General features: G+C 64.8%; 21 protein-coding genes. 13 read left to right on the top strand and 8 right to left on the bottom strand.

Features of this window, described 5'->3' with window-relative positions; genetic code table 11:
- Positions 1-113: 113 nt before the first annotated feature.
- Both MXC11_RS08140 and MXC11_RS08135 read left to right on the top strand, forming a co-directional pair.
- Entirely contained in the window at positions 114-1,091 is a 978-nt protein-coding gene (locus tag MXC11_RS08140) for an MBL fold metallo-hydrolase (protein ID WP_250007671.1), read from the top strand.
- An 84-nt stretch (positions 1,092-1,175) separates the two neighbouring features.
- Positions 1,176-2,108 (top strand): 1-phosphofructokinase family hexose kinase, encoded by a 933-nt coding sequence (locus MXC11_RS08135; RefSeq protein WP_250007665.1) that lies wholly within the window; start codon positions 1,176-1,178, stop codon positions 2,106-2,108.
- A 92-nt stretch (positions 2,109-2,200) separates the two neighbouring features.
- Here the strand turns inward: MXC11_RS08135 and acnB are convergent, their stop codons facing one another.
- Entirely contained in the window at positions 2,201-4,810 is a 2,610-nt protein-coding gene (gene acnB / locus MXC11_RS08130) for a bifunctional aconitate hydratase 2/2-methylisocitrate dehydratase (protein WP_250007658.1), read from the bottom strand.
- 307 nt (positions 4,811-5,117) lie between these two features.
- On the opposite strand from acnB, the gene MXC11_RS08125 reads away from it, so the two are divergent.
- A complete protein-coding gene (locus tag MXC11_RS08125; RefSeq protein WP_250007651.1) occupies positions 5,118-5,606 on the top strand; it encodes a DUF1289 domain-containing protein in 489 nt (162 codons plus the stop codon).
- Positions 5,607-5,667: 61 nt separating this feature from the next.
- Entirely contained in the window at positions 5,668-6,459 is a 792-nt protein-coding gene (gene hisN / locus MXC11_RS08120; RefSeq protein ID WP_250007643.1) for a histidinol-phosphatase, read from the top strand.
- Between the two features lie 33 nt (positions 6,460-6,492).
- Here the strand turns inward: hisN and MXC11_RS08115 are convergent, their stop codons facing one another.
- From MXC11_RS08115 to MXC11_RS08105, 3 genes are read right to left on the bottom strand one after another with little or no spacing between them, the layout of a single operon-like run.
- Positions 6,493-7,956, bottom strand: a complete 1,464-nt coding sequence (locus MXC11_RS08115; RefSeq protein WP_250007627.1) for a YdgA family protein — start codon at positions 7,954-7,956, stop codon at positions 6,493-6,495.
- A gap of 13 nt (positions 7,957-7,969) precedes the next feature.
- Entirely contained in the window at positions 7,970-8,296 is a 327-nt protein-coding gene (locus MXC11_RS08110) for a monooxygenase (protein ID WP_250007619.1), read from the bottom strand.
- Positions 8,274-9,179: a universal stress protein gene (locus MXC11_RS08105; protein WP_250007612.1), complete on the bottom strand. Its 906-nt coding sequence runs from the start codon at positions 9,177-9,179 to the stop codon at positions 8,274-8,276. Before MXC11_RS08105 ends, MXC11_RS08110 begins: the two co-directional genes overlap by 23 nt.
- Before the next feature lie 153 nt (positions 9,180-9,332).
- On the opposite strand from MXC11_RS08105, the gene MXC11_RS08100 reads away from it, so the two are divergent.
- Positions 9,333-9,944 (top strand): MiaE family protein, encoded by a 612-nt coding sequence (locus MXC11_RS08100; RefSeq protein WP_250007595.1) that lies wholly within the window; start codon positions 9,333-9,335, stop codon positions 9,942-9,944.
- Positions 9,945-10,001: 57 nt separating this feature from the next.
- Here the strand turns inward: MXC11_RS08100 and lpxH are convergent, their stop codons facing one another.
- Together lpxH and MXC11_RS08090 are read right to left on the bottom strand one after the other, a co-directional pair.
- The gene (gene lpxH / locus MXC11_RS08095; protein WP_250007587.1) at positions 10,002-10,727 is read right to left on the bottom strand and encodes a UDP-2,3-diacylglucosamine diphosphatase; all 726 of its coding nucleotides are present in this window, start codon (positions 10,725-10,727) and stop codon (positions 10,002-10,004) included.
- A gap of 4 nt (positions 10,728-10,731) precedes the next feature.
- Positions 10,732-11,229 carry a peptidylprolyl isomerase gene (locus tag MXC11_RS08090; protein ID WP_250007579.1) on the bottom strand — a complete coding sequence of 166 codons (498 nt, stop codon included), beginning with the start codon at positions 11,227-11,229 and terminating at the stop codon, positions 10,732-10,734.
- 121 nt (positions 11,230-11,350) lie between these two features.
- On the opposite strand from MXC11_RS08090, the gene MXC11_RS08085 reads away from it, so the two are divergent.
- The 4 genes from MXC11_RS08085 to clpA all read left to right on the top strand — a co-directional run bounded on the left by MXC11_RS08085 (position 11,351) and on the right by clpA (position 17,290).
- Complete coding sequence (locus MXC11_RS08085; RefSeq protein WP_250007572.1) at positions 11,351-13,021, top strand: glutamine--tRNA ligase/YqeY domain fusion protein; 1,671 nt, start codon at positions 11,351-11,353, stop codon at positions 13,019-13,021.
- A 3-nt stretch (positions 13,022-13,024) separates the two neighbouring features.
- A complete protein-coding gene (cysS, locus tag MXC11_RS08080; RefSeq protein ID WP_250007565.1) occupies positions 13,025-14,410 on the top strand; it encodes a cysteine--tRNA ligase in 1,386 nt (461 codons plus the stop codon).
- Positions 14,411-14,653: 243 nt separating this feature from the next.
- Positions 14,654-14,986, top strand: a complete 333-nt coding sequence (clpS, locus tag MXC11_RS08075) for an ATP-dependent Clp protease adapter ClpS (protein WP_462938111.1) — start codon at positions 14,654-14,656, stop codon at positions 14,984-14,986.
- Between the two features lie 36 nt (positions 14,987-15,022).
- Positions 15,023-17,290, top strand: coding sequence for an ATP-dependent Clp protease ATP-binding subunit ClpA (gene clpA, locus MXC11_RS08070; protein ID WP_250007550.1), 2,268 nt, complete (start codon positions 15,023-15,025; stop codon positions 17,288-17,290).
- Between the two features lie 83 nt (positions 17,291-17,373).
- On the opposite strand, the gene infA is transcribed toward clpA, so the two are convergent.
- On the bottom strand, positions 17,374-17,592 hold the full coding sequence (gene infA, locus MXC11_RS08065) for a translation initiation factor IF-1 (RefSeq protein WP_002553999.1): 219 nt from the start codon (positions 17,590-17,592) through the stop codon (positions 17,374-17,376).
- A 219-nt stretch (positions 17,593-17,811) separates the two neighbouring features.
- On the opposite strand from infA, the gene MXC11_RS08060 reads away from it, so the two are divergent.
- Genes MXC11_RS08060 through MXC11_RS08045 form a run of 4 tightly spaced genes read left to right on the top strand, consistent with a single transcriptional unit; the run spans position 17,812 to position 20,427 of the window.
- A complete protein-coding gene (locus MXC11_RS08060; protein ID WP_250007543.1) occupies positions 17,812-18,120 on the top strand; it encodes a PepSY domain-containing protein in 309 nt (102 codons plus the stop codon).
- Positions 18,120-18,428: a PepSY domain-containing protein gene (locus tag MXC11_RS08055; protein WP_250007536.1), complete on the top strand. Its 309-nt coding sequence runs from the start codon at positions 18,120-18,122 to the stop codon at positions 18,426-18,428. The genes MXC11_RS08060 and MXC11_RS08055 overlap by 1 nt, the downstream gene beginning before the upstream one ends.
- Positions 18,428-19,105 carry a response regulator transcription factor gene (locus MXC11_RS08050; RefSeq protein WP_250007518.1) on the top strand — a complete coding sequence of 226 codons (678 nt, stop codon included), beginning with the start codon at positions 18,428-18,430 and terminating at the stop codon, positions 19,103-19,105. Before MXC11_RS08055 ends, MXC11_RS08050 begins: the two co-directional genes overlap by 1 nt.
- The gene (locus MXC11_RS08045; RefSeq protein WP_250007511.1) at positions 19,102-20,427 is read left to right on the top strand and encodes a sensor histidine kinase; all 1,326 of its coding nucleotides are present in this window, start codon (positions 19,102-19,104) and stop codon (positions 20,425-20,427) included. The genes MXC11_RS08050 and MXC11_RS08045 overlap by 4 nt, the downstream gene beginning before the upstream one ends.
- 54 nt (positions 20,428-20,481) lie before the next feature.
- Here MXC11_RS08045 and MXC11_RS08040 read toward each other — a convergent pair whose 3' ends face one another.
- Positions 20,482-21,594 carry an ABC transporter permease gene (locus MXC11_RS08040; protein ID WP_250007504.1) on the bottom strand — a complete coding sequence of 371 codons (1,113 nt, stop codon included), beginning with the start codon at positions 21,592-21,594 and terminating at the stop codon, positions 20,482-20,484.
- Between the last annotated feature and the right edge of the window lies 1 nt (position 21,595).

The raw sequence follows: 21,595 nt of genomic DNA, 5'->3' as shown, positions 1-21,595 counted from the left end.
TTGAGGGCGTGCAGGGTGCCCACAGGCTGGACAAGCGCGCCGCGGCGCGGGCATAAAGCCCCGGACGATCAACGGTGCCGGTGCACCGCTTTCTGGCTCATGGAGTTTCTGCGATGTCCTTTCTGCTCTCATATGCTCGTCCGGCCCTGCTGGCCTTGGCGCTCGGCGCTACCGCTCCGCTGCTGGCGGCGCAGCCACCGGCCCAACAGGAGACTCAGGTGCCGGGCGTCTACCGGTTGATGGTCGGTCAGATGCAGGTCACCGCCCTGCATGACGGAATGACCCGACTGGGTGCTGCGCTGCTCGCCGGCGCACCGGCCGAGCGCATTCAGGCGCGGCTGGCGGCCCAGTTCCTGGCGGCGCCGGAAGGGGTCTCGACGGCGGTCAATGCGTATCTGGTACACACCGGCACCCAGCTGGTGCTGGTCGATAGTGGTGCCGCGGCCTGTTTCGGCCCGTCGCTCGGCCAGTTGCTCGCCAACCTGCGCGCAGCCGGTTACGCCCCCGAGCAGGTGGATGCCGTGCTGCTGACCCATCTGCACCCGGATCACGTCTGTGGTCTGCGCGATGCTGAAGGGCGCGCGGCATTCCCGCAGGCGCGCGTCTATGTGCCCAAGGCCGAGGCGGATCACTGGCTGGATAAGGCGCGGATGGCGGCGTCGCCCGCCGAGGCGCAGGGCTTCTTCCGCATGCCGCAGGAGGCGCTGGCGCCCTATGCCAAGGCGGGGCGTCTGCAGGTGTTCGAGCCGCAGGCGCTGGATCTGCCGGGCATTCGCGCCCAGTCCTCCCCCGGGCACACGCCGGGGCACAGCAGCTATCTGCTGGAGTCGGCCGGGGAGCGGCTGCTGCTCTGGGGAGATATCGTGCACAGCCATGCCGTGCAGTTTGCCCTGCCGGAGGTCAGCATCGAGTTTGATAGCGACAAGGCGCAGGCCATCGCGACCCGTCGCCGGGTGCTGGCCGAGGCGGCCGATCAGTCGCTGCTGGTCGCGGGCAGCCATCTGCCGTTCCCCGGTGTGGGGCGGGTGAAGCGTGAGGGCGAGGGCTATGCCTGGGTGCCGCTGGAGTTTTCGCCGCTGCCGAGCCGCTGAAATGGCCGTATCTGCCCCTCAGCCCGGATGGGCTACGTGCCCATCGGGGCTGCTCGTTACCCTATTGCTGTTTATGGAGCCGTCATGCCCCAGATCGTGACCCTGACCCTCAACCCGGCCATGGATCTGACCACTGCGGTGACGCAGGTCGAGCCGACCCGCAAGCTGCGCTGCAGCCTGCCCCGCTATGATCCGGGCGGTGGCGGTATCAATGTGGCGCGGGTGGTGCGCAATCTTGGTGGGCAGGCGTTGGCGGTCTATCCGGCGGGCGGCCCCTTTGGTGACATGCTGGAGCGCATCCTCAGCGAGCTGCAGGTGCCGCAACGGACCGTCCCGATCAGTGCCGATACGCGGGAGAGCTTCACCGTCGATGAAACCTCCACCGGGCAGCAGTTTCGCTTTGTCCTGCCTGGCCCTGCGCTGACGGCCGCCGAACAGCAGGCCTGTCTGGAGGCGATGGCCCGTGCGGTGCCTCAGCCGGACTGGCTGGTACTGAGTGGCAGCTTTCCGCTAGGTATGCAGGCGGACTTCTTTGCCCGCTTTGCGGCGCTGGCCCGCCAGCTGGGCGCCCGTCTGGCACTCGACTGCTCGGGGGAGGCCTTGCGCCAGGCGGTGGCGCTGGGCGGGATTGATCTGCTCAAGCCCAGCCTGAGTGAGCTGGCGGCGCTGGTTGGACGGCCGCTGGAGGCGCGTGCCGAGCAGGAGCAGGCACTGCGTGCGTTGATCGAGCAGGGTGCGGCCCGGATGATCGTGCTATCGCTGGGGGAAGAGGGCGCCGTGCTGGCGCATGCTGAGGGAATCGAGCGCTTTGCGGCCTTGGCGGTGCCGGTGCGCAGTGCGGTCGGCGCCGGCGACAGCATGGTCGGGGCACTGGTGCTGGCGCTGGCTCGTGGCTGGACACCCCGCGAGGCGGTGCGCTTTGCCATGGCCGCAGGCGCGGCGACGGTGATGTGCCCGGGGACAGGGCTGTGCGAGCGCGAGGTGGTCGAGCAGCTGTATGGTGCGATGCCGGCCTGAGCCGTTCACGGCAGCGGTTGCGGTACGCCACGCCACGCACAAAAAAGCCCCGCCAGAAGGCGGGGCTTTTTCATTGCCGGATCAGCGAGGCATCAAGCCTGGATGACCGGAATGTTGGCCTTGGCCGCGGCATCGCGGTACTCGGCCATCTGGTCGAAGCTCAGGTAGCGATAGATATCGGCAGCCATGCTGTCGATGTTCTTCGCGTACTCCATGTACTCCTCGACGGTCGGCAGCTTGCCGATGATCGATGCAACCGCAGCCAGCTCAGCCGACGCCAGGTAGACGTTGGTGGCATCGCCCAGACGGTTCGGGAAGTTACGGGTCGAGGTGGAGACCACGGTCGAACCGGTCTGTACGCGCGCCTGGTTACCCATGCACAGCGAGCAGCCCGGCATTTCCATGCGCGCGCCAGCCTTGCCGTAGATGCCGTAGTAGCCTTCCTCGGTCAGCTGGTGAGCATCCATCTTGGTCGGCGGAGCCAGCCACAGACGGGTCGGAATGCCACCCTTGACCTTGTCCAGCAGCTTGCCGGCAGCGCGGAAGTGACCGATGTTGGTCATGCACGAACCGATGAACACTTCGTCGATCTTGTCACCGGCGACGGTGGACAGCAGACGGGCATCATCCGGATCGTTCGGCGCGCAGAGGATCGGCTCCTTGACTTCGCTCAGGTCGATTTCGATGACAGCGGCGTACTCGGCGTCGGCATCGGCGGACAGCAGCTGCGGGTTGGCCAGCCAGGCTTCCATGGCTTGGGCACGACGCTCCAGAGTACGAGCATCACCGTAGCCTTCGCCGATCATCCAGCGCAGCATGGTGATGTTCGACTTCAGGTACTCGGCGATCGCATCTTCCGGCAGCTTGATGGTGCAACCGGCCGCCGAACGCTCGGCCGAGGCGTCGGACAGCTCGAACGCCTGCTCGACGGTCAGACCGTCCAGGCCTTCGATCTCGAGGATGCGGCCGGAGAAGATGTTCTTCTTGCCCTTCTTCTCGACAGTCAGCAGACCAGCCTGGATGGCGTAGTAGGGGATGGCATGCACCAGGTCACGCAGGGTGATCCCCGGCTGCATCTTGCCCTTGAAGCGCACCAGTACGGATTCCGGCATGTCCAGCGGCATCACGCCGGTGGCGGCGGCGAAGGCCACCAGGCCGGAGCCGGCCGGGAAGGAAATACCGATCGGGAAGCGGGTGTGCGAGTCACCACCGGTACCGACGGTATCCGGCAGCAGCATGCGGTTCAGCCAGCTGTGGATGATGCCGTCGCCCGGACGCAGGGACACGCCGCTGCGGTTCATGATGAAGTCCGGCAGGGTGTGGTGGGTCTTGACGTCGATCGGCTTCGGATAGGCGGCGGTGTGGCAGAAGGACTGCATCACCAGATCGGCGGAGAAGCCCAGGCACGCCAGGTCCTTCAGCTCGTCGCGGGTCATCGGGCCAGTGGTGTCCTGGGAGCCGACGGTGGTCATCTTCGGCTCGCAGTAGGTGCCCGGACGCACGCCCTGGCCTTCGGCCAGACCGCAAGCACGGCCAACCATCTTCTGGGCGAGGGTGAAGCCCTTGCCGCTGTCAGCCGGAGCTTGCGGCTTCTTGAACAGGGTGGACGGGGTCATACCCAGCTCGGCACGCGCCTTCTCGGTCAGACCGCGACCGATGATCAGCGGAATACGACCGCCAGCACGGACTTCGTCCAGCAGGACTTCGGTCTTCAGCTCGAAGGTGGTGATGACTTCATCAGTACCGGCCTTGCAGACCTTGCCAGCGTACGGGTACACGTCGATGACGTCGCCCATGGCCAGGTTGGTGCAATCGAACTCGATCGGCAGGGCGCCGGCGTCTTCCATGGTGTTGTAGAAGATCGGGGCGATCTTGGTGCCGAAGCAGAAGCCGCCAGCGCGCTTGTTCGGCACGTAGGGGATGTCGTCACCGAAGAACCACAGCACCGAGTTGGTGGCGGACTTACGGGAGGAGCCGGTACCGACCACGTCACCGACGTAGGCAACCGGATGGCCCTTGGCCTTCAGGGCTTCCATCTGCTGGATCGGGCCGACCGAACCCGGGACGTCCGGGTTGATGCCGTCACGGGCCATCTTCAGCATGGCCAGGGCGTGCAGCGGGATGTCCGGGCGCGACCAGGCATCCGGAGCCGGGGACAGGTCGTCGGTGTTGGTTTCGCCGGTGACCTTGAACACGGTCAGGGTGATCTTCTCGGCCAGTGCCGGGCGGCTGGTGAACCACTCGCCCTCAGCCCAGGAAGCCATCACGGCCTTGGCGGCTTCGTTGCCCTTCTTGGCACGCTCGGCAACGTCGTGGAAGGCATCGAACATCAGCAGGGTGTGCTTGAGCTGCTCGGCGGCGACAGTGGCCAGCTCGGCGTTGTCCAGCAGCTCGACCAGGGTGGCGATGTTGTAGCCGCCCTGCATGGTGCCCAGCAGCTCGACGGCGCGGGTCTTGGTGATCAGCGGGGAGCTGGCTTCGCCCTTGGCGATGGCAGTCAGGAAACCCGCCTTGACGTAGGCAGCCTCATCCACACCCGCCGGAACGCGGTTGGTGATCAGGTCAACCAGGAATTCTTCTTCGCCAGCCGGCGGGTTCTTCAGCAGCTCGACCAGTGCAGCGGTCTGCTCGGCGTTCAGCGGCTGGGGCACGACGCCCTGGGCGGCACGCTCTTCTACGTGTTTGCGGTAGGCTTCAAGCACAGTATTACCCTCATCAGTGGTCCCATGCGGGAGTCCGGGACTTTCGTCCAGAAGCTGTTTTCAAAGTTTTACGCCCGCATGATGACGGTGTGTCGGCAGCGGCGGTGGCGATCGTCGCCGATCGCCGGACTGTGCTCGTGAGGCTTTGAAAACAGCTTCCAGCAGACATTGGTGCCTGTAAAAGGCTCGCGGATTCTAATGGAAAAGCCATGACAAGTTAAGCAAGCCCGCCCGTTGCTGGCGGGTGACCCGGCTTAGACAAAGGGCTAACATGCGCCCGGTCCACGGTTGCCCAGCGGTCAAATCCATGTCCACCCAGCTCATCAAGACACCCTGCGTCGGTCTGTGCTCCACGGTCTATGGCGACCTGGTCTGCCGGGGCTGCAAGCGCTTCATGCACGAGGTGGTGGACTGGAATCTGTATGACGAGGAGCGCAAGGGTGCGGTCTGGCGCCGCCTTGAGCTCCTGCTGGTGCAGGTGGTGTCCGCCAAGCTGGAGGTGGTGGATGCAGCCTTGCTGCGCCAGCAGCTGCAGCAGCGCCAGATCCGTTTTGTCGAGGGCCAGTCGCCGTATTGCTGGGCCTATCAGCTGATCGCCCGCGGCGCCCGGCACATCCGGCGCATTGAGGCCTATGGCATCGTGCTGCTGCCAGAGTTTCGCAGCAGCGGCCTGCCGGAGCTGCGGGACGCCATCGATCGTGAGTATTTCCTGTTGTCCGAAGCCCAGTACCAGCGCCAGCTCGCGCACGCCAGCGCCGAGGCACCGGTTGTCCCCGCCGCGGGGCAGGCGGGCTGAGGGCGACCGATCAATCTACCTTCCAGCCCCGCCCGGGGCCTTGTCCATGGAGCTGCAGTTGATGTCCCTGAGTCCTGAGCAGATCACCGAGTACCGCGCGTTTGCCGAGCGCCTGGCCGATGCCGCCGCGGCAGCCATTGCACCGTACTTTCGTATTCCGCTGGCGGTGAGTGACAAGGGCGGGCGCCTGTTCGATCCGGTGACCGAGGCCGACCGGGCGGCTGAGCGAGCGATGCGCCACCTGATCCGTCAGCACTACCCGCAGCACGGCATCCTCGGTGAGGAAGAAGAAGCGCTGGCCAGCCGCAATGGACTGACCTGGGTGCTCGATCCGATTGATGGAACGCGCGCCTTCATCACCGGCTTGCCGCTGTGGGGCACGCTGATTGCCCTGAACGATGGCCAGCGTCCGCTGCTGGGGGTGATGAATCAGCCGTTCACCGGTGAGCGCTACCTTGGCACGCCACAGGGCGCCTGGTGCAACGATCGCCCGTTAAAGACCCGTGCCTGCCCGGAGCTGTCCCAGGCCCGCTTGATGTGTACCACCCCGGACATGTTCGACACCCCGGCCCGCCGTGAAGCCTTTGAGTCGGTCGCCCAGGAGGCGCAGCTGCTGCGCTTTGGCGGCGACTGCTATGCCTACTGCATGCTGGCCTCGGGGTTTGTCGATGCGATTGTCGAGGCCAGTCTGCAGCCCTATGACGTACAGGCGCTGATGCCGATTGTTGAAGGCGCGGGCGGGGTGATGACTACCTGGGATGGCGGCGATGCCCAGCATGGCGGCGCGATCATCGCCTGTGGCGATCCGGCGCTGCATGCGCAGCTGGTGGCGCGGCTGCGTCACGCGGCGTAAACGCCGGTGCCGCCAAGCCATCGTGTATCCGCCTCACGGGGTCGGTGGGCACAGGGCGCTGATCGGTTCTCCATTGAGCAAAAGGCGTCCCTCGCGGTACTGCAGGCGGCTGAACAGTCGCTCACCCTCACGCACTGCCATGTGGCTGCTCAGCGCCTGCTGGATCAGCAGATCGACCTGAGCCTGCACCTGTTCCTCGCTGGGGCGGCTTTGTGGCAGTGTGCTGGCCTGTACGCGCAGCAGGTCGACGAGCAAGGCGCGATCGACCGACAGCTCGCCGCGCAGACTCTGCAGGCGTGACGCAGGGCAGCCGCTCACCGCTTCAACCCCCTTGGGGAGCTGGGCCGGGTTCAGCTCTGCCTCCAGCGAGAGCAGGCCAAGGCCATGGCGGGACGCCAGGCGCCCCTCATCAAGGGCAATACGCAGCGGCACGCTGGAGGCGACGGGCGCAGGATCGGGGCTGGGTTGCTCCGTCTTTGGCGTAGCGAGAAGCCAGTGGCTCGGCAGGCCGCTGTAGCTCAATCGCAGGCGGCTGGAAGCGAACGCTTCACCTTGATGGCGGATCTGTGCGATGTGCTGCTCGAGGCTTCCTTCCAGCATGCCATCACGCTCGCGCATCTGTTCCTGCAGCTGCAGATCCTCGTGAACCCACGTGGATTGCTTGGCCTGGAGCAGCTCTCCCTGACGGATGCTGAGCCGGCTACTTCCTGTATACAGCCCGCTGGGCTGGCGCTGCCGCTGGCTGTCGAGTGACAGGGCGCTCAGGCGCCATTCACTGAGCTGCTGGCTCATCCGGGTGCTGATGCTCAGGCTGTCCAGCTGGGTACGCAGCGCAATCTGCTGCAGCGCTTGTCGCCCCTCCAGAGCGATGTGCAAGCCATTCAGGCGCAGCGTCTCACCTTTTTCGCCGAGAATCAGGCTGGGCGTGGTGACTGTCAGGTCGAGAGCCTGGGTGGCGTTGCTGAAGCGATAGTTGAATAGCAATTCGGCCAGGCGCAGGCGCTTCGGTGAAGCGTTGTGATCGAGCGGGGCGATACGCAAGGTGCCTTGGTACGAGCCGTCATAGGCGAGGGTCAGCTCTGCACTCAGCGGCTCCTGTGCTTTGCCGGTTGCCACAAACCAGGCGCGCGTATCAGGTGTTTCACGCAGCTGACTGCGGCTGAAGGCCAGCACGGGCTGCCACTGCAGGCGCAGCAAGCGCGAGCGGGGCAGCGGGCCGTGCTCGATCGTGCTGGTCAGGTGTAGCCGGTGCGCTGCGCCGCCGTGCGTGGGCGCCATGAGGCTCAGCTGGTAGTGGGCGGTGCTGGAAAACAGGCCGCGCTCCAGGCGCTCAAGGGTCAGCCGGCTACCCGGCAGAGCCTGTTGCAGCGCCAGATCACCCTGCGCGACCCGTTCGGGCAAGGTGCTGGCGATGCGCCCGCCGGTGTAGCCGCTGGCGGCGGTGTACAGGCCAGCGCCGCCCAGTAGCAGGGTGGCGACGAGCGCAATCTTGTTCATGATGAGCTCCTGCTCAGGGGGCGTCGGCTGCTGCCGCGGGCAGGGGCGCGCGGTCGATCAGCGACAAGGCCGTGTTGATCTCGAACAGCTTGCCATTGACCTGCGGCACGCCAAAGGACTGCAGCCTTGCCGTGTGCATGGCCAGATAGGCCTCGGCCTGGGCGCGGTCACTGAACAGGTAGATGCCGCCAGCCTCCTCGCGCTCGGGACTTTCGGTCCAGATCTTCCAGAGCAGGCCCAGCTCTTCGGCGATGGAGGTGGCGAGGCCCTGCAGGGCCTCGCTCATCTGGGCGCCCCATGGCCCCTGGAAGGGGAAATCAATCTGCAGTAGAACCGCCATGCTGTACTCCTGTAAGGCTTTCGTGGGGCTCGAGCATTGCCTCGAGCCGCTGGATGATAGCCTCGGGCTTGAGCACCAGCACATCGCTTTCCAGCGCATCGAGCACCGCCTCGGCGGTATTGCCGATCAGCGCGCCAGAGAGCCCCGAGCGTGCCACGGTGCCGATCACGGTGACCACGGCATTCAGCTGGTCAGCCAGTTGCGGGATCAGCAAGTTGGCACTGCCTTCGGCGACATGCAGCTGCTGGTGGCTGAAACCGTAATCGTCCTGAAACTGCTGGCAGGCCTGACGGTAATGGGCGGCGATGCTCTCGCTGTGCTGGAACACCGGGTCGCTGGCGCTGAGCACCGGAGCTGGGTGCGCGGTGAGGACGTGCAGCTCACCTTCGACAATCCGTGCCAGATCGCTGGCATGGCTGACGATTTCATCATGCACAGCCAGATGTTCCGGATCGCTGTTGCCCACATCCACAGCGGCCAACACCTTGCCGCCTTTCCAGGACCGGTCACTCTTGACCAGCAGGACCGGCGCCGGGCAGTGGCGCATCAGGCGCCAGTCTTCCGGGGTGAGCAGGGCGCGGGTCAGCAGGCTGTCGGGTTGATGCTGCTTGACCACCAGACCGCAGCCTTCGGCCTGCTGGGCCGCGATGATGGTGCGGTGGGTCAGCGGTTCGTGGGTCTGACACACGGTGACGCGATGGCCTTCGTTGCGCAGTTGCTCGGCTTGGGCACTGAGCGCTGTGCGCTGTGCATCGTCGGCCGCGCCCTGTAGCAGGTGCAGCTCCGAACCCGTCGCACCGGCAATCCGGCGGGCACGGCGCAAGGCCAGATCGTTGGCCGGCTCTTCAAGCAGAACGACCAGAATGCTGCGAATGGATTGCATGGTATGACCCTCGGGGCGGTATGAAAAATGACTGACTTCACTGTAGCCGCTAACGGCGCACTGCGTTGTTGTCGCAGGTCAATCGGCGCACGAGGCTGCCCGGGCTGCGCGTATAATCGCGGCATTCTTGTTCCTCATTGCCTGGAAGCGTCCATGCCCCTGTCCGATGCCCTTGCCGAAATCGAGCTATTTCTGCGCTGTCCCACCCCGCAGGCGTGGGTCGAGCAGGCGCTCACGCATCCCGAAGAGCTGCTGATCGATCATGCCAACTGCGAGAAAAAAGCCGCCAGCACCGCGCTGACGCTGCTGTTTCGCTATGTGGAGAAGGATGACCTGCAATACAAGCTGTCGCGGCTGGCGCGTGAGGAGCTGCGGCATTTCGAGCAGGTGAGTGCCTTGATGAAAAAACGCGGCATCACCTATCGCCCGCTCAGTGCCTCGCTGTACGCGCAGCGCCTGCACGCCCATATCCGCAAGGGCGAGCCGCAGAAACTGATCGACACCCTGATCGTGGGGGCCTTCATCGAGGCACGTTCCTGTGAGCGCTTCTACCGGCTGGCGCCGCATCTGGATGCGGAGCTGGGGGACTTCTACACGTCCTTGCTCAAGTCCGAGGTGCGTCATTACCAGGACTACCTGCGCATGGCCGCGCAGTATGCCGATGAGCCGATCGATGAGCGGGTGGCCTTTTTTGCCGAGTTGGAGCGTGAGGCAATTCTTACCCCGGACAAGGATTTTCGCTTCCACAGTGGCGCCGCCGCCTGAGTGCAAGGGGTGGGCGGGGCTTCCCCCGCGCCGCTTGCCCGCGGTAACGCGCCCGGCTCAGGCCAATGCAAAGGATTGCAGGCGGCGGCCCTGGGCATCGACCTCCAGCACCCAGCCTTTACGGTCCCAGTCGCCAAGCACAATCCGCTCGGCGCGCTGGCCCTGAATCTCCAGCGCATGCACCGCCGGGCGATGGGTATGGCCGTGGATCAGGGTGCGCACGCCGTGGGTGGCCATGACCTGCGGCACCACCTCCGGGGTGACATCGACGATCTCGGCGGCCTTCTCGCGCACACGCTCGCGGCTGGCGTTGCGCAGCTTGCGCGCCAGCTTGTGGCGGGTACTCAGTGGCAGATGGCGCAGCAGCCACAGGGAGACGGGGTTGCGCAGGCGCTTGCGCAGGCGCTGGTAGCTCTCGTCACGGGTGCACAGGCTGTCACCGTGCAGTAGCAGTACCGGCTCGCCGTAAAGGTCGATCACGCTGCCTTCCTTGAGCAGAGTGCAGCCGGCTTCGCGGCAGAAGCGCTGGCCGATCAGAAAGTCGCGGTTGCCGTGCATCAGGAAGATGGGAACGCCGGCATCGCTCAGGCGGCGCAGCGCGGCGGCAATCGAGCGCTGAAACTCGTCCATGCCATCGTCGCCGATCCACACCTCGAAGAAGTCGCCGAGGATATACAGCGCTTCGGCATGGATGGCGCGATTTTCCAGAAAATGCACAAACGCCCGGGCAATGTCCGGGCGCTGTGCTTCAAGGTGCAGGTCCGAAATGAACAGGACGCTCATCGCATCACTCGGCGACGACTTCGGCCTTCTCGATGATTACATCCTCGACCGGTACATCGCCGTGGCCCATGCGATTGGCGGTTTTTACGCCCTTGATCTGGTTGACCACATCCATGCCATCGACCACCTCACCGAACACCGCATAGCCCCAGCCCTGGGTGGTCGGCGCGCTGTGGTCGAGGAAGTCGTTGTCGGAAACGTTGATGAAGAACTGCGCGCTGGCCGAATGCGGGTCCATGGTGCGGGCCATGGCGATGGTGCCGGTCTTATTGGACAGGCCGTTGTTGGCCTCGTTCTTGATCGGTGCGCGGGTGCTCTTCTGCTTCATGCCCGGCTCGAAGCCGCCGCCCTGGATCATGAAGTTACCGATCACGCGGTGGAAGATGGTGCCATCGTAGTGGCCTTCCTTGACGTACTGCTCGAAGTTGGCCGCGGTTTCCGGGGCCTTGTCAGCGAACAGCTTGAGGGTGATGACGCCGAAGTTGGTGTGCAGCTTGATCATGAATTCGTTTCGCTCTGTCGGAAAAACCTAAGGCCTGTCAGGGGGTTGACAGCTTCGGCTATGATACGGGCTTTGACTTGAGCGGCCTACCCTGAGCCGCGTGCCGCATACCAAGGATCCCATGAGCAAGCCCACCGTCGAAAAAGCCGCCAACTTCCTGCGCCCGATCGTCCAGGCCGACCTGGAAGCCGGCAAGCACGCCAAGATCATCACCCGCTTCCCGCCCGAGCCCAATGGCTACCTGCATATCGGCCATGCCAAGTCGATCTGTCTGAACTTTGGTCTGGCCGAGGAGTTTGGCGGCGAGTGCAACCTGCGCTTTGACGACACCAACCCGGCCAAGGAAGACCAGGAATACATCGACGCGATCAAGAGTGACGTCGAGTGGCTGGGCTTCAAGTGGTCTGGCGAGGCGCGCTACGCCTCCAACTATTTCGACCAGCTGTACGCCTGGGCGGTGCACCTGATCGAGACCGGCAAGGCCTACGTCTGCGACCTGTCGCCGGATGAGGCGCGCGCCTACCGCGGCAGCCTGACTGAGCCGGGCAAGAACAGCCCGTTCCGCGAGCGCTCGGTTGCGGAGAACCTCGACCTGTTCGCGCGGATGAAGGCCGGCGAGTTCCCTGACGGTGCCAAGGCGCTGCGTGCCAAGATCGACATGGCCTCGCCGAACATGAACCTGCGCGATCCGATCCTCTACCGCATCCGTCACGCCCATCACCACCAGACCGGTGATGCATGGTGCATCTACCCGAGCTACGACTTCACCCACGGCCAGTCGGATGCGCTGGAGGGCATCACCCACTCGATCTGCACCCTGGAGTTCGAGGATCACCGCCCGCTCTACGAGTGGTTCCTCACCAACCTGCCGGTGCCGGCCCAGCCGCGTCAGTACGAGTTCGCCCGCCTCAACCTGAACTACACCATCACCAGCAAGCGCAAGCTCAAGCAGCTGGTCGATGAAGGTCACGTGACTGGCTGGGATGACCCGCGCATGTCGACTCTGTCCGGCTACCGTCGCCGCGGTTACACCCCGGCGTCGATCCGCCATTTCTGCGACATGATCGGCGTCAACCGCGCCGGCGGGGTGGTGGATATCGGCATGCTGGAGTTCGCCATCCGCGAAGATCTGGATGCCAATGCCGCGCGCGCCATGTGCGTGCTCAAGCCGCTCAAGGTGGTGATCACCAACTACCTGGAAGGTCAGGTCGAGCAGCTCGAGCTACCGCGCCATCCCAAGCAGGACATGGGCGTGCGCGTGCTGCCGTTCTCCCGCGAGCTTTACATCGACGCCAGCGACTTCGAGGAAAATCCGCCGGCCGGCTACAAGCGCCTGATCCCCGGTGGCGAAGTGCGCCTGCGCGGCAGCTACGTGATCCGCGCCGACGAGGCGATCAAGGACGACGCCGGCAACATCGTCGAGCTGCGCTGCTCTTATGACGAGAACACCCTCGGCAAGAACCCGGAAGGCCGCAAGGTCAAGGGCGTGATTCACTGGGTGCCGGCCGAAGGCAGCATCGAGTGCGAGGTGCGCCTGTACGATCGCCTGTTCAAGACCGCCAACCCGGAGAAGACCGACGAGGAGGGCGCCAGCTTCCTCGACAACATCAACCCTGACTCTCTGGTGGTGCTCAAGGGCTGCCGCGCCGAGCCGTCGCTGGCCCATGCGCAGCCGGAGGAGCGTTTCCAGTTCGAGCGCGAAGGCTACTTCTGCGCGGATCTGAAGGATTCCAAGCCGGGTGCGCCGGTGTTCAACCGTACCGTCACCCTGCGCGATTCCTGGGGAGCCTGAGCCATGGCGCTGTCGATCTATAACACCCTGAGCAAGAGCAAGGATGTCTTCACGCCGCTGGTGGACAATCAGGTGCGCCTGTATGTCTGCGGCATGACCGTTTACGACTTCTGCCATATCGGCCATGCGCGGGTGATGGTGGCGTTCGACGTGGTGACCCGCTGGCTGCGCCATCGCGGCTACGACGTGACCTATGTGCGCAACATCACCGATATCGATGACAAGATCATCAAGCGGGCCAATGAGAACGGCGAGCCCTTCCTCGCGCTGGTCGATCGCATGATCGCCGCCATGCACGAGGACGAGGCGCGCCTCAATGTGCTGCGCCCGGATATCGAGCCGCGTGCCACCGACCATATCGCCGGCATGCACACCATGATCCAGACCCTGATCGACAAGGGCTATGCCTATGCGCCGGGCAACGGCGATGTCTATTACCGGGTCGGCAAATTCGAAGGTTACGGCAAGCTGTCGCGCCGCAAGATCGAGGACCTGAAGATCGGTGCGCGCATCGAGGTCGACGAGGCCAAGGAAGATCCGCTCGACTTCGTGCTCTGGAAGGGCGCCAAACCCGGCGAGCCGAGCTGGGAGTCGCCCTGGGGACCGGGGCGGCCGGGCTGGCACATCGAGTGCTCGGTGATGTCCACCTGCTGCCTGGGCGAGACCTTCGACATCCACGGCGGCGGCCCGGATCTGGTGTTCCCGCACCATGAGAACGAAATCGCCCAGAGCGAGGCGGCCACCGGCAAGCAATATGCCAACGCCTGGATGCACGCCGGCGCGGTGCGCGTCGATGGCGAGAAGATGTCCAAGAGCCTTGGCAACTTCTTCACCATCCGCGAGGTGCTGGAGAAGTACCACCCCGAGGTGGTGCGCTATCTGTTGGTATCCAGCCACTACCGCAGCCCGATCAACTACTCCGAGGACAGCCTCCGCGAGGCCAAGGGCGCCCTGGAGCGCTTCTACAACGGCCTCAAGGGCCTGCCGGACGCTCCGCCGGCCGGTGGCGAGGAGTTCGCCCTGCGCTTCGGGGCGGCGATGGACGACGACTTCAACTCGCCGGAAGCCTGCGCAGTGCTGTTCGAGATGATCCGCGAGGTCAACCGCCTGCGTGAGACGGATCTCGCCGCTGCCGCCGCGCTGGCTGCGCGCCTGAAGGAGCTGGCTGGCGTGCTCGGTGTACTGCAGCTTGATCCTGAGGCCTTCCTGCAGGCCGGCGCCGCCGGCAAGGTCGACGCCGCTGAGGTCGAGGCGCTGATCGCCGCGCGCCTTGCCGCGCGTGCCGAGAAGAACTGGGCCGAATCCGACCGCATTCGTGATCAGCTCACCGCCATGGGGGTGGTGCTGGAGGACGGCAAGAGCGGCACCACTTGGCGTCTGGCCGACTGATCAGGCGTCTGCCAAGGGTGACGGGCTGGCCGTTAGCGGCCACCGTCACCCAGCGCTCGCCCGGTGCCTGACCTTGGTGCATGCAAGCGCGGTGGCTTTGGCCGGGTAGCGCTGCACAGGCTCCAAGGGCTGCGGTATGATCCTCGCGCCGCTTGCCGCGCTGCGGTAAGACATCTTCCATCCTTCATCCATCTGCCAGCGTTGTTTCCCCGCATGCATGCCAACCAGCCGCTTCGCCTCTCCATGAGTCAGGATCCCGCTCGACCGGAAGGTAACGAGGACGCCGGGCTTGCCGTTCAGGACGCCCGACCGGCACTCAAGCCGCCGCCGATGTACAAGGTCCTGCTGCTCAACGATGACTACACCCCGATGGATTTCGTGGTCGAGGTGCTTGAAACATTTTTTGCCATGAATCGTGAAACTGCCACGCGCATCATGCTGGCGGTCCATACCGAAGGCCGGGCGGTCTGTGGTATCTATACCCGTGATATCGCGCAGACCAAGGCCATGCAGGTCAACCAGTACGCCCGCGAGTGCCAGCACCCGCTGCTCTGCGAGATCGAGCAAGACGACTGATCAGGGCTCCAGGGCTCTAGGGCATGAGGTGAACCCATGTTGAATCGCGAACTCGAAGTGACCCTCAATCTTGCCTTCAAGGATGCTCGGGCGAAGCGGCATGAATTCATGACCGTCGAGCACCTCTTGCTGGCGCTTCTCGACAACGGCGCTGCCGCGACCGTGCTGCGCGCCTGTGGTGCCGACATGGAGCGGCTGCGCCGTGAGCTGCGAGATTTTGTGGACAGCGCCACGCCGCTGATCCCGGACGAGGATGACGTGCGTGAAACCCAGCCGACCCTGGGCTTCCAGCGCGTGCTGCAGCGGGCGGTCTTCCATGTACAAAGCTCCGGCAAGCAGGAGGTCACCGGGGCGAATGTGCTGGTGGCCATCTTCAGTGAGCAGGAGAGCCAAGCAGTCTATCTGCTGCGCAAGCAAGACATTGCTCGCGTTGATCTGGTCAACTTCATCTCCCACGGCATCTCCAAGGTCCCGGGAGAGGAGTCGGCTGCGCAGGAGCCGGAGAGCAGCGACGAGGAATCAGCCGACACGGCCACCCGCCGCAATGCCCTCGAGGCGTATGCCAGCAACCTCAACGAGCTGGCGCGTCAGGGGCGGATCGATCCGCTGGTCGGGCGCGATCAGGAGGTCGAGCGGGTGGCGCAGATTCTCGCCCGCCGGCGCAAGAACAATCCGCTGCTGGTCGGTGAGGCCGGGGTGGGCAAGACCGCAATTGCCGAAGGGCTGGCCAAGCGTATCGTCGATGGGCAGGTGCCGGAGCTGCTGGCCGAGAGCGTGGTCTATTCGCTGGATCTGGGCGCACTCCTGGCCGGCACCAAGTACCGCGGCGACTTCGAGAAGCGCTTCAAGGCGCTGCTCGCTGAGCTGCGTCGTCGTCCGCACGCCATCCTGTTCATCGATGAAATTCATACCATCATCGGTGCCGGGGCGGCCTCTGGCGGGGTGATGGATGCTTCCAACCTGCTTAAGCCGCTGCTGTCGTCCGGTGAAATGCGCTGCATCGGCTCCACCACCTTCCAGGAGTTTCGCGGCATTTTCGAGAAGGATCGCGCGCTGGCGCGGCGTTTCCAGAAGGTGGATGTGGTCGAGCCCTCGGTGGACGATACCTTCGGCATCCTCAAGGGGCTCAAGAGCCGCTTCGAGCAGCACCATGCCATCACCTATACCGATGAGGCGCTGCGTGCTGCTGCCGAACTGGCCGCTCGCTACATCAACGACCGGCACATGCCGGACAAGGCCATTGATGTGATCGATGAAGCCGGGGCCCGTCAGCGGCTGCTGCCGGCCGAACAGCGCGCCGAGTGCATCGATGTGCCGCAGATCGAGGACATCATCGCCAAGATTGCGCGGATTCCGCCCAAGCACGTCACCACCTCCGACAAGGAGCTGCTACGTAATCTGGAGCGAGATCTCAAGCTGACTGTGTTCGGCCAGAATGAGGCGATCGATGCGCTGTCCACCGCTATCAAGCTGTCGCGCGCCGGGCTCAAGGCGCCGGATAAGCCGGTGGGTTCCTTCCTGTTTGCCGGCCCCACCGGGGTGGGCAAGACCGAGGTGGCCCGTCAGCTGGCCAAGGCGCTGGGCGTTGAGCTGGTGCGCTTTGACATGTCCGAGTACATGGAGCGGCATACTGTCTCACGGCTGATCGGCGCGCCGCCGGGCTATGTGGGCTTTGATCAGGGCGGTCTGCTCACCGAGGCGATCAGCAAGACGCCGCACTGCGTGCTGCTGCTGGATGAGATCGAGAAGGCGCATCCGGAGGTCTTCAACCTGCTGCTGCAGGTGATGGATCACGGCACCCTGACCGACAACAACGGCCGCAAGGCGGATTTCCGCAGCGTGATCCTGATCATGACCACCAACGCGGGGGCTGAGACAGCGGCACGGGCCTCGATCGGTTTCACCCGTCAGGATCACTCCAGCGATGCCATGGAGGTAATTCGCAAGAGCTTCACGCCGGAGTTCCGCAACCGTCTGGATGCGATCATCCAGTTTGGCCGGCTCGATCACGCGATCATTAAGAGCGTGGTCGACAAGTTCCTCACCGAGCTGCAGGCCCAGCTGGAAGACAAGCACGTGCAGCTGGAGGTCAGCGAGGCGGCGCGCAGCTGGCTGGCTGAACGTGGCTACGATGAGCAGATGGGCGCCCGCCCGATGGCGAGGCTGATCCAGGAGCGGATCAAGCGCCCGCTGGCCGAGCAGATCCTGTTTGGCGAGCTGGCCGAGCAGGGGGGCACTGTGTACATCGACGCCCGCGCGGGCGAGCTGGTCTTTGACTACGAGTGCGTAGCTGAGCCGGCCTGAGCCGGCTGATCTGCGCCCAACAAAAACGCCCAGCATGTGCCGGGCGTTTTTGTATGAGCAGTTGACCTGTCCGGTCGCTGAGATCAGCGGGCGCGGTAGGTGATGCGACCCTTGCTGAGGTCGTAGGGCGTCAGTTCGACGCGCACCTTGTCACCGGTCAGGATGCGGATGTAGTTCTTGCGCATCTTTCCGGAGATGTGCGCGGTAACGACGTGCCCGTTTTCCAACTCCACGCGGAACATGGTGTTGGGCAGGGTGTCGACGACAGTGCCTTCCATTTCGAAGCTGTCTTCTTTCGACATGCGGTAAAGCCCTCAATTACTTTAGGATGGCCCGTGGATGGAGTCGGGCAAAAACGGGCGTTATTGTGCCCGAAAAGCCCGATCAGCGCCAAGGGTGTGTCGCGCGATGCGGCCAGCCTACGCTCGTGAGGCGGGGTGCCGGCTGCGCTTTCAGGATGATTTAAGTTCAGTGCGCAAGGCTTGTGCCGGTTGAATCCCTATCCGCTTCGGAGTGATCCCATGAAAACGCTGCTGACCCTTCCTGCTTTGCTCGCCCTGGTGCTGGTGCCGACCCTGAGCCAGGCCCGAGACCTTGGCCCTGACGAGGCCATTCGCCTGCGCGATGCCGGTACGATCCTGCCCTTTGAGCAGCTCAACGCGGCCGCACGCGCCCAGCATCCGGGGGCATCAATTGCAGAAACCGAACTGGAAGAGGAATATGGCCGCTACATTTACCAGCTTGAGCTGCGTGACCCGCGCGGGGTGATGTGGGACCTTGAGCTGGATGCCACCACCGGCCAGATCCTCAAGAACCATCAGGACGATTGATGAAACGCCTGCTTTGCCTGTTGCTGCCGCTGCCGCTGCTGCTCTGGGAGAGCAGCGCCCTTGCTCGTGACCTCAGTCAGGACGAGGCGCTGCGCCTGCGTGAGCGGGGCATCATCCTGCCGCTGAGCGACGTGCTGCAGCAGGCGCGCCAGCGGTATGCGCAGGCGCGTATTCTGGAAGTCGAGTTGGAAGAGGATGACGATCACTACCTCTACGAGATCGAACTGCTGACCCGTGACGGGCAGGTGCGTGAGCTGGAGTTCGATGCAGTGACCGGGCGTCTGCTCAAGGACGAGGAGGACGACTGATGCGCCTGTTGCTGGTCGAGGATAACGTCACGCTGGCCGATGAGCTGTTGAGCGACCTGACCCGCCAGGGCTATGCCGTGGACTGGCTGGCCGATGGCCGCGATGCGCTGGTGCAGGGCGCCACGGAGCCCTATGACCTGATCGTGCTTGATCTGGGCTTGCCGGGGCTGCCCGGTCTTGAGGTATTGCAGCGCTGGCGCGCGGACGGGCTGAGTGTGCCGGTCCTGATCCTCACGGCGCGGGCCAGCTGGGCGGAGCGTATCGAGGGGCTCAAGGCCGGGGCTGATGACTATCTCAGCAAGCCGTTCCACCCTGAGGAGCTGGCCCTGCGCATTCAGGCGCTGCTGCGTCGGGCACGCGGGCTGGCCAATCAGAACGAGCTGAGTGCCGCGGGTCTGGTGCTGGATGAAGCGCGCCAGTGTGTGCGCCGCGGCGATGAGGAAATCAGTCTGAGCGGTGCGGAGTTTCGCCTGCTGCGCTACTTCATGCTGCACGCCGGGCAGATCCTCTCCAAGAGCCAGCTCAATGACCATCTCTACGATGGCGAAAGCGAGCGGGAATCGAACGTCATCGAGGTGCATGTCAACCACCTGCGCCGCAAGCTCGGGCGTGAGGTGATCGAGACTCGTCGCGGGCAGGGTTATCGCTACGCCGGTGCGGCGGATACCCCGGCATGAGGTCGATCCAGCAGCGGCTGGGCATTGGGCTGGCCAGCATCCTGCTGCTGGTGGGGTTGCTGCTGCTGCAAGGCAGCCTGTGGCTGCTCGACGATGGCCTGCGCCGCTATCACGCAGGCCTTCTGGAAGAGGAGGCGCAGGGGCTGCTGGCGGCGCTGGTGCGTGGCCCGGCCGGTCTGCAGCTGGATGAGACGCGCCTGGCACCGGCCTTTCAGCGCGCCTATTCCGGGCGGTATTTTCGCATCGACTTCCCTGAGGGCCGTTGGCGCTCGCGCTCGCTGTGGGACAGTGATCTGCCCCAGCCTGCCACGGCGGGTCTGCAGGCTGATCTGCAGGCCGGGGTGATCGATCAGCAGCTGCTGGTGTTTCGTGGCGATTACCAGCGCTTCGCCCAGCGGCTGAGCATCACAGTGGCCAGTGACTACACCCCGGTGCTAGACCAGTTCGCCCGCATCCGCTGGCTCACGGCGCTGCTCGGCGGTGGCGCCTTGCTGCTGACCCTGCTGCTGCAGTGGCTGAGCGTGCGCCGGGCCCTGCGTCCGCTGGAGCAGGTCCGCACGCAGATTGCCGAGCTGCAGGCCGGGCGTCTGACTCAGCTTGATGAGCAGGTACCGGGTGAGCTGTCGCCGCTGGTCGGGCAACTCAATCACCTGCTGCGCCATACCGCGCAGACGCTGCAGCGCTCACGTCACGGTCTTGGCAACCTCGGGCATGCCCTGAAGACCCCGCTGGCCGTGCTGTTCAGTCTGCTCGAGCGTGAGGAGCTGCGCGCTGAACCGGCGCTGCGCCGTGCGCTGCGCGAGCCCCTGCAGCAGATCGAGCAGCGCCTGGCCCGCGAACTGGGGCGCGCGCGCCTGGCCGGCGAGGCGTTGCCCGGCGCGCACTTTGACTGCAGCAGCGAACTGCCCGCCCTGTGCCGTACTCTCGCGCTGGTGCATCCCCATGTGGACATCCACTGGCAGGCGCCGGCCGGCCTGAGCATCCCGCGTGATCGCGAGGATCTGCTGGAGCTTTTGGGCAACCTGCTGGATAACGCCTGCAAGTGGGCCGACAGCCAGGTGCTGTGCAGTGCCGGGCGCGGTGCTGAAGGCTATTGGCTGGCCGTGGAGGATGATGGTCCCGGCATCGCGCCGGAGCGTCGTCGTGAGGTCATCGCCCGTGGCCAGCGGCTCGACGAGCAGGTCGCGGGGCACGGCCTGGGGCTGGCCATCGTGCGCGACATCGCCGAGGCCTGCGGCGGTACCCTGGAACTCGAGGACAGCCCGGCGCTGGGTGGTCTGTGCGCGCGCGTCCTGCTGCCGGCCGCGCCGGCCTCCCGCTGAAGGGCTGCGCCGCTCTGCAGCGGGTCATCATCAGGTCACGGCATACCGGACTCTTTAGCGCAGTGACTTGCGTAGCCGGCTCAGGGCGGCGGTGAAGAACAGAGCGCCGATGGCGGCGAGGGCCAGCAACTGTGGCCAGAGCGTCTCCAGCCCCGCCCCGCGAAACAGGATTGCCTGAGCGAGCTGGACGAAGTGGGTGGTGGGTGCCACCAGCATCACCTGTTGCACCAGCCAGGGCATGCTCTCGCGTGGCGTGATGCCGCCGGAGAGAATCTCCAGAGGCATCAGCACCAGAATCACCAACAGACCCAGCTGCGGCATGGAACGCGCCACCGTGCCTAAAAAGACCCCCATCGAGGTCACCGCGAACAGGTGCAGCGCACAGCCGGCGACAAACAGCGCCAGCGAACCCTGCAAAGGCACCTGCAGCCAGCCACCGACCACCACCTGCAGCGAAAAGGTGGCCGCCACCAGCACCACCAGTCCCATCGCCCAGACCTTGCCGAGCATGATCTCCAGCGGCGTGACCGGCATGACCAGCAGATGCTCGATGGTGCCGTGCTCGCGCTCGCGGATCAGCGCCGCGCCGGTGAGGATGATGGCTAGCAGGGTGATCTGGTTGATCACCTCGTTGACTGCACCAAACCAGGCGCGCATCAGGTTGGGGTTGAAGGCTATGCGGATCACGGCGTCCACCGCTGGCGTCTCCCCCGCCTGCGGCTGAACAAAGGCACTGGCTTCGCGGGTGATGATCTGCTGGATATGTCCGGCCCCGGTAAAGGCCTGACTGACCTGGGTGGCATCGACGTTGAGCTGCACGCTGGGGCTGCGCCCGGCGAGCAGATCGGCCTGGAAGTTGGGTGGAATGTTCAGAGTGAAGGTGTAGCGGCCCTCGTCCATGCCGCGGTCCAGGGTGGCCAGATCGATGTGTGCCGGCGGCATGAAATAGGGCATCTGCAGGCCGTCGAGGATCCGCGCTGAGGCCGGGGAGCGGTCCTCATCGACCACCGCGACGCTGGCGCGGTGCGGGGCTTCGGGCAGGGCGGTGGCGCTGGTGTAGATCGCGAGGGTAAAAGCATAGATGATCAAGGCCAGCAGTGCCGGGTCGCGCTGCAGGCTGCGCAGTTCCTTGAGGCCAAGCTGGAAAATATTACTGAGGGCGCGCATG

Origin of the sequence: Pseudomonas eutrophicaquae, assembly GCF_023544715.1 — a bacterium.
Lineage (GTDB): Bacteria > Pseudomonadota > Gammaproteobacteria > Pseudomonadales > Pseudomonadaceae > Geopseudomonas.
Note: the sequence above shows the minus strand (reverse complement) of the source record. Positions and strands in the feature narration are given on the sequence as shown.

What these genes read in the sequence shown, in the direction of transcription:
- clpA (WP_250007550.1), top strand. Translation starts at nt 15,023, where the DNA reads ATGTTGAATCGCGAACTCGAAGTGACCCTCAATCTTGCCTTCAAGGAT.
- MXC11_RS08050 (WP_250007518.1), top strand. Translation starts at nt 18,428, where the DNA reads ATGCGCCTGTTGCTGGTCGAGGATAACGTCACGCTGGCCGATGAGCTG.
- MXC11_RS08125 (WP_250007651.1), top strand. Translation starts at nt 5,118, where the DNA reads ATGTCCACCCAGCTCATCAAGACACCCTGCGTCGGTCTGTGCTCCACG.
- MXC11_RS08115 (WP_250007627.1), bottom strand. Translation starts at nt 7,956, where the DNA reads ATGAACAAGATTGCGCTCGTCGCCACCCTGCTACTGGGCGGCGCTGGC.
- MXC11_RS08100 (WP_250007595.1), top strand. Translation starts at nt 9,333, where the DNA reads ATGCCCCTGTCCGATGCCCTTGCCGAAATCGAGCTATTTCTGCGCTGT.
- MXC11_RS08040 (WP_250007504.1), bottom strand. Translation starts at nt 21,594, where the DNA reads ATGCGCGCCCTCAGTAATATTTTCCAGCTTGGCCTCAAGGAACTGCGC.
- MXC11_RS08060 (WP_250007543.1), top strand. Translation starts at nt 17,812, where the DNA reads ATGAAAACGCTGCTGACCCTTCCTGCTTTGCTCGCCCTGGTGCTGGTG.
- MXC11_RS08090 (WP_250007579.1), bottom strand. Translation starts at nt 11,229, where the DNA reads ATGATCAAGCTGCACACCAACTTCGGCGTCATCACCCTCAAGCTGTTC.
- clpS (WP_462938111.1), top strand. Translation starts at nt 14,654, where the DNA reads ATGAGTCAGGATCCCGCTCGACCGGAAGGTAACGAGGACGCCGGGCTT.
- MXC11_RS08105 (WP_250007612.1), bottom strand. Translation starts at nt 9,179, where the DNA reads ATGCAATCCATTCGCAGCATTCTGGTCGTTCTGCTTGAAGAGCCGGCC.
- MXC11_RS08055 (WP_250007536.1), top strand. Translation starts at nt 18,120, where the DNA reads ATGAAACGCCTGCTTTGCCTGTTGCTGCCGCTGCCGCTGCTGCTCTGG.
- MXC11_RS08135 (WP_250007665.1), top strand. Translation starts at nt 1,176, where the DNA reads ATGCCCCAGATCGTGACCCTGACCCTCAACCCGGCCATGGATCTGACC.
- MXC11_RS08140 (WP_250007671.1), top strand. Translation starts at nt 114, where the DNA reads ATGTCCTTTCTGCTCTCATATGCTCGTCCGGCCCTGCTGGCCTTGGCG.
- cysS (WP_250007565.1), top strand. Translation starts at nt 13,025, where the DNA reads ATGGCGCTGTCGATCTATAACACCCTGAGCAAGAGCAAGGATGTCTTC.
- MXC11_RS08045 (WP_250007511.1), top strand. Translation starts at nt 19,102, where the DNA reads ATGAGGTCGATCCAGCAGCGGCTGGGCATTGGGCTGGCCAGCATCCTG.
- infA (WP_002553999.1), bottom strand. Translation starts at nt 17,592, where the DNA reads ATGTCGAAAGAAGACAGCTTCGAAATGGAAGGCACTGTCGTCGACACC.
- MXC11_RS08110 (WP_250007619.1), bottom strand. Translation starts at nt 8,296, where the DNA reads ATGGCGGTTCTACTGCAGATTGATTTCCCCTTCCAGGGGCCATGGGGC.
- MXC11_RS08085 (WP_250007572.1), top strand. Translation starts at nt 11,351, where the DNA reads ATGAGCAAGCCCACCGTCGAAAAAGCCGCCAACTTCCTGCGCCCGATC.
- hisN (WP_250007643.1), top strand. Translation starts at nt 5,668, where the DNA reads ATGTCCCTGAGTCCTGAGCAGATCACCGAGTACCGCGCGTTTGCCGAG.
- lpxH (WP_250007587.1), bottom strand. Translation starts at nt 10,727, where the DNA reads ATGAGCGTCCTGTTCATTTCGGACCTGCACCTTGAAGCACAGCGCCCG.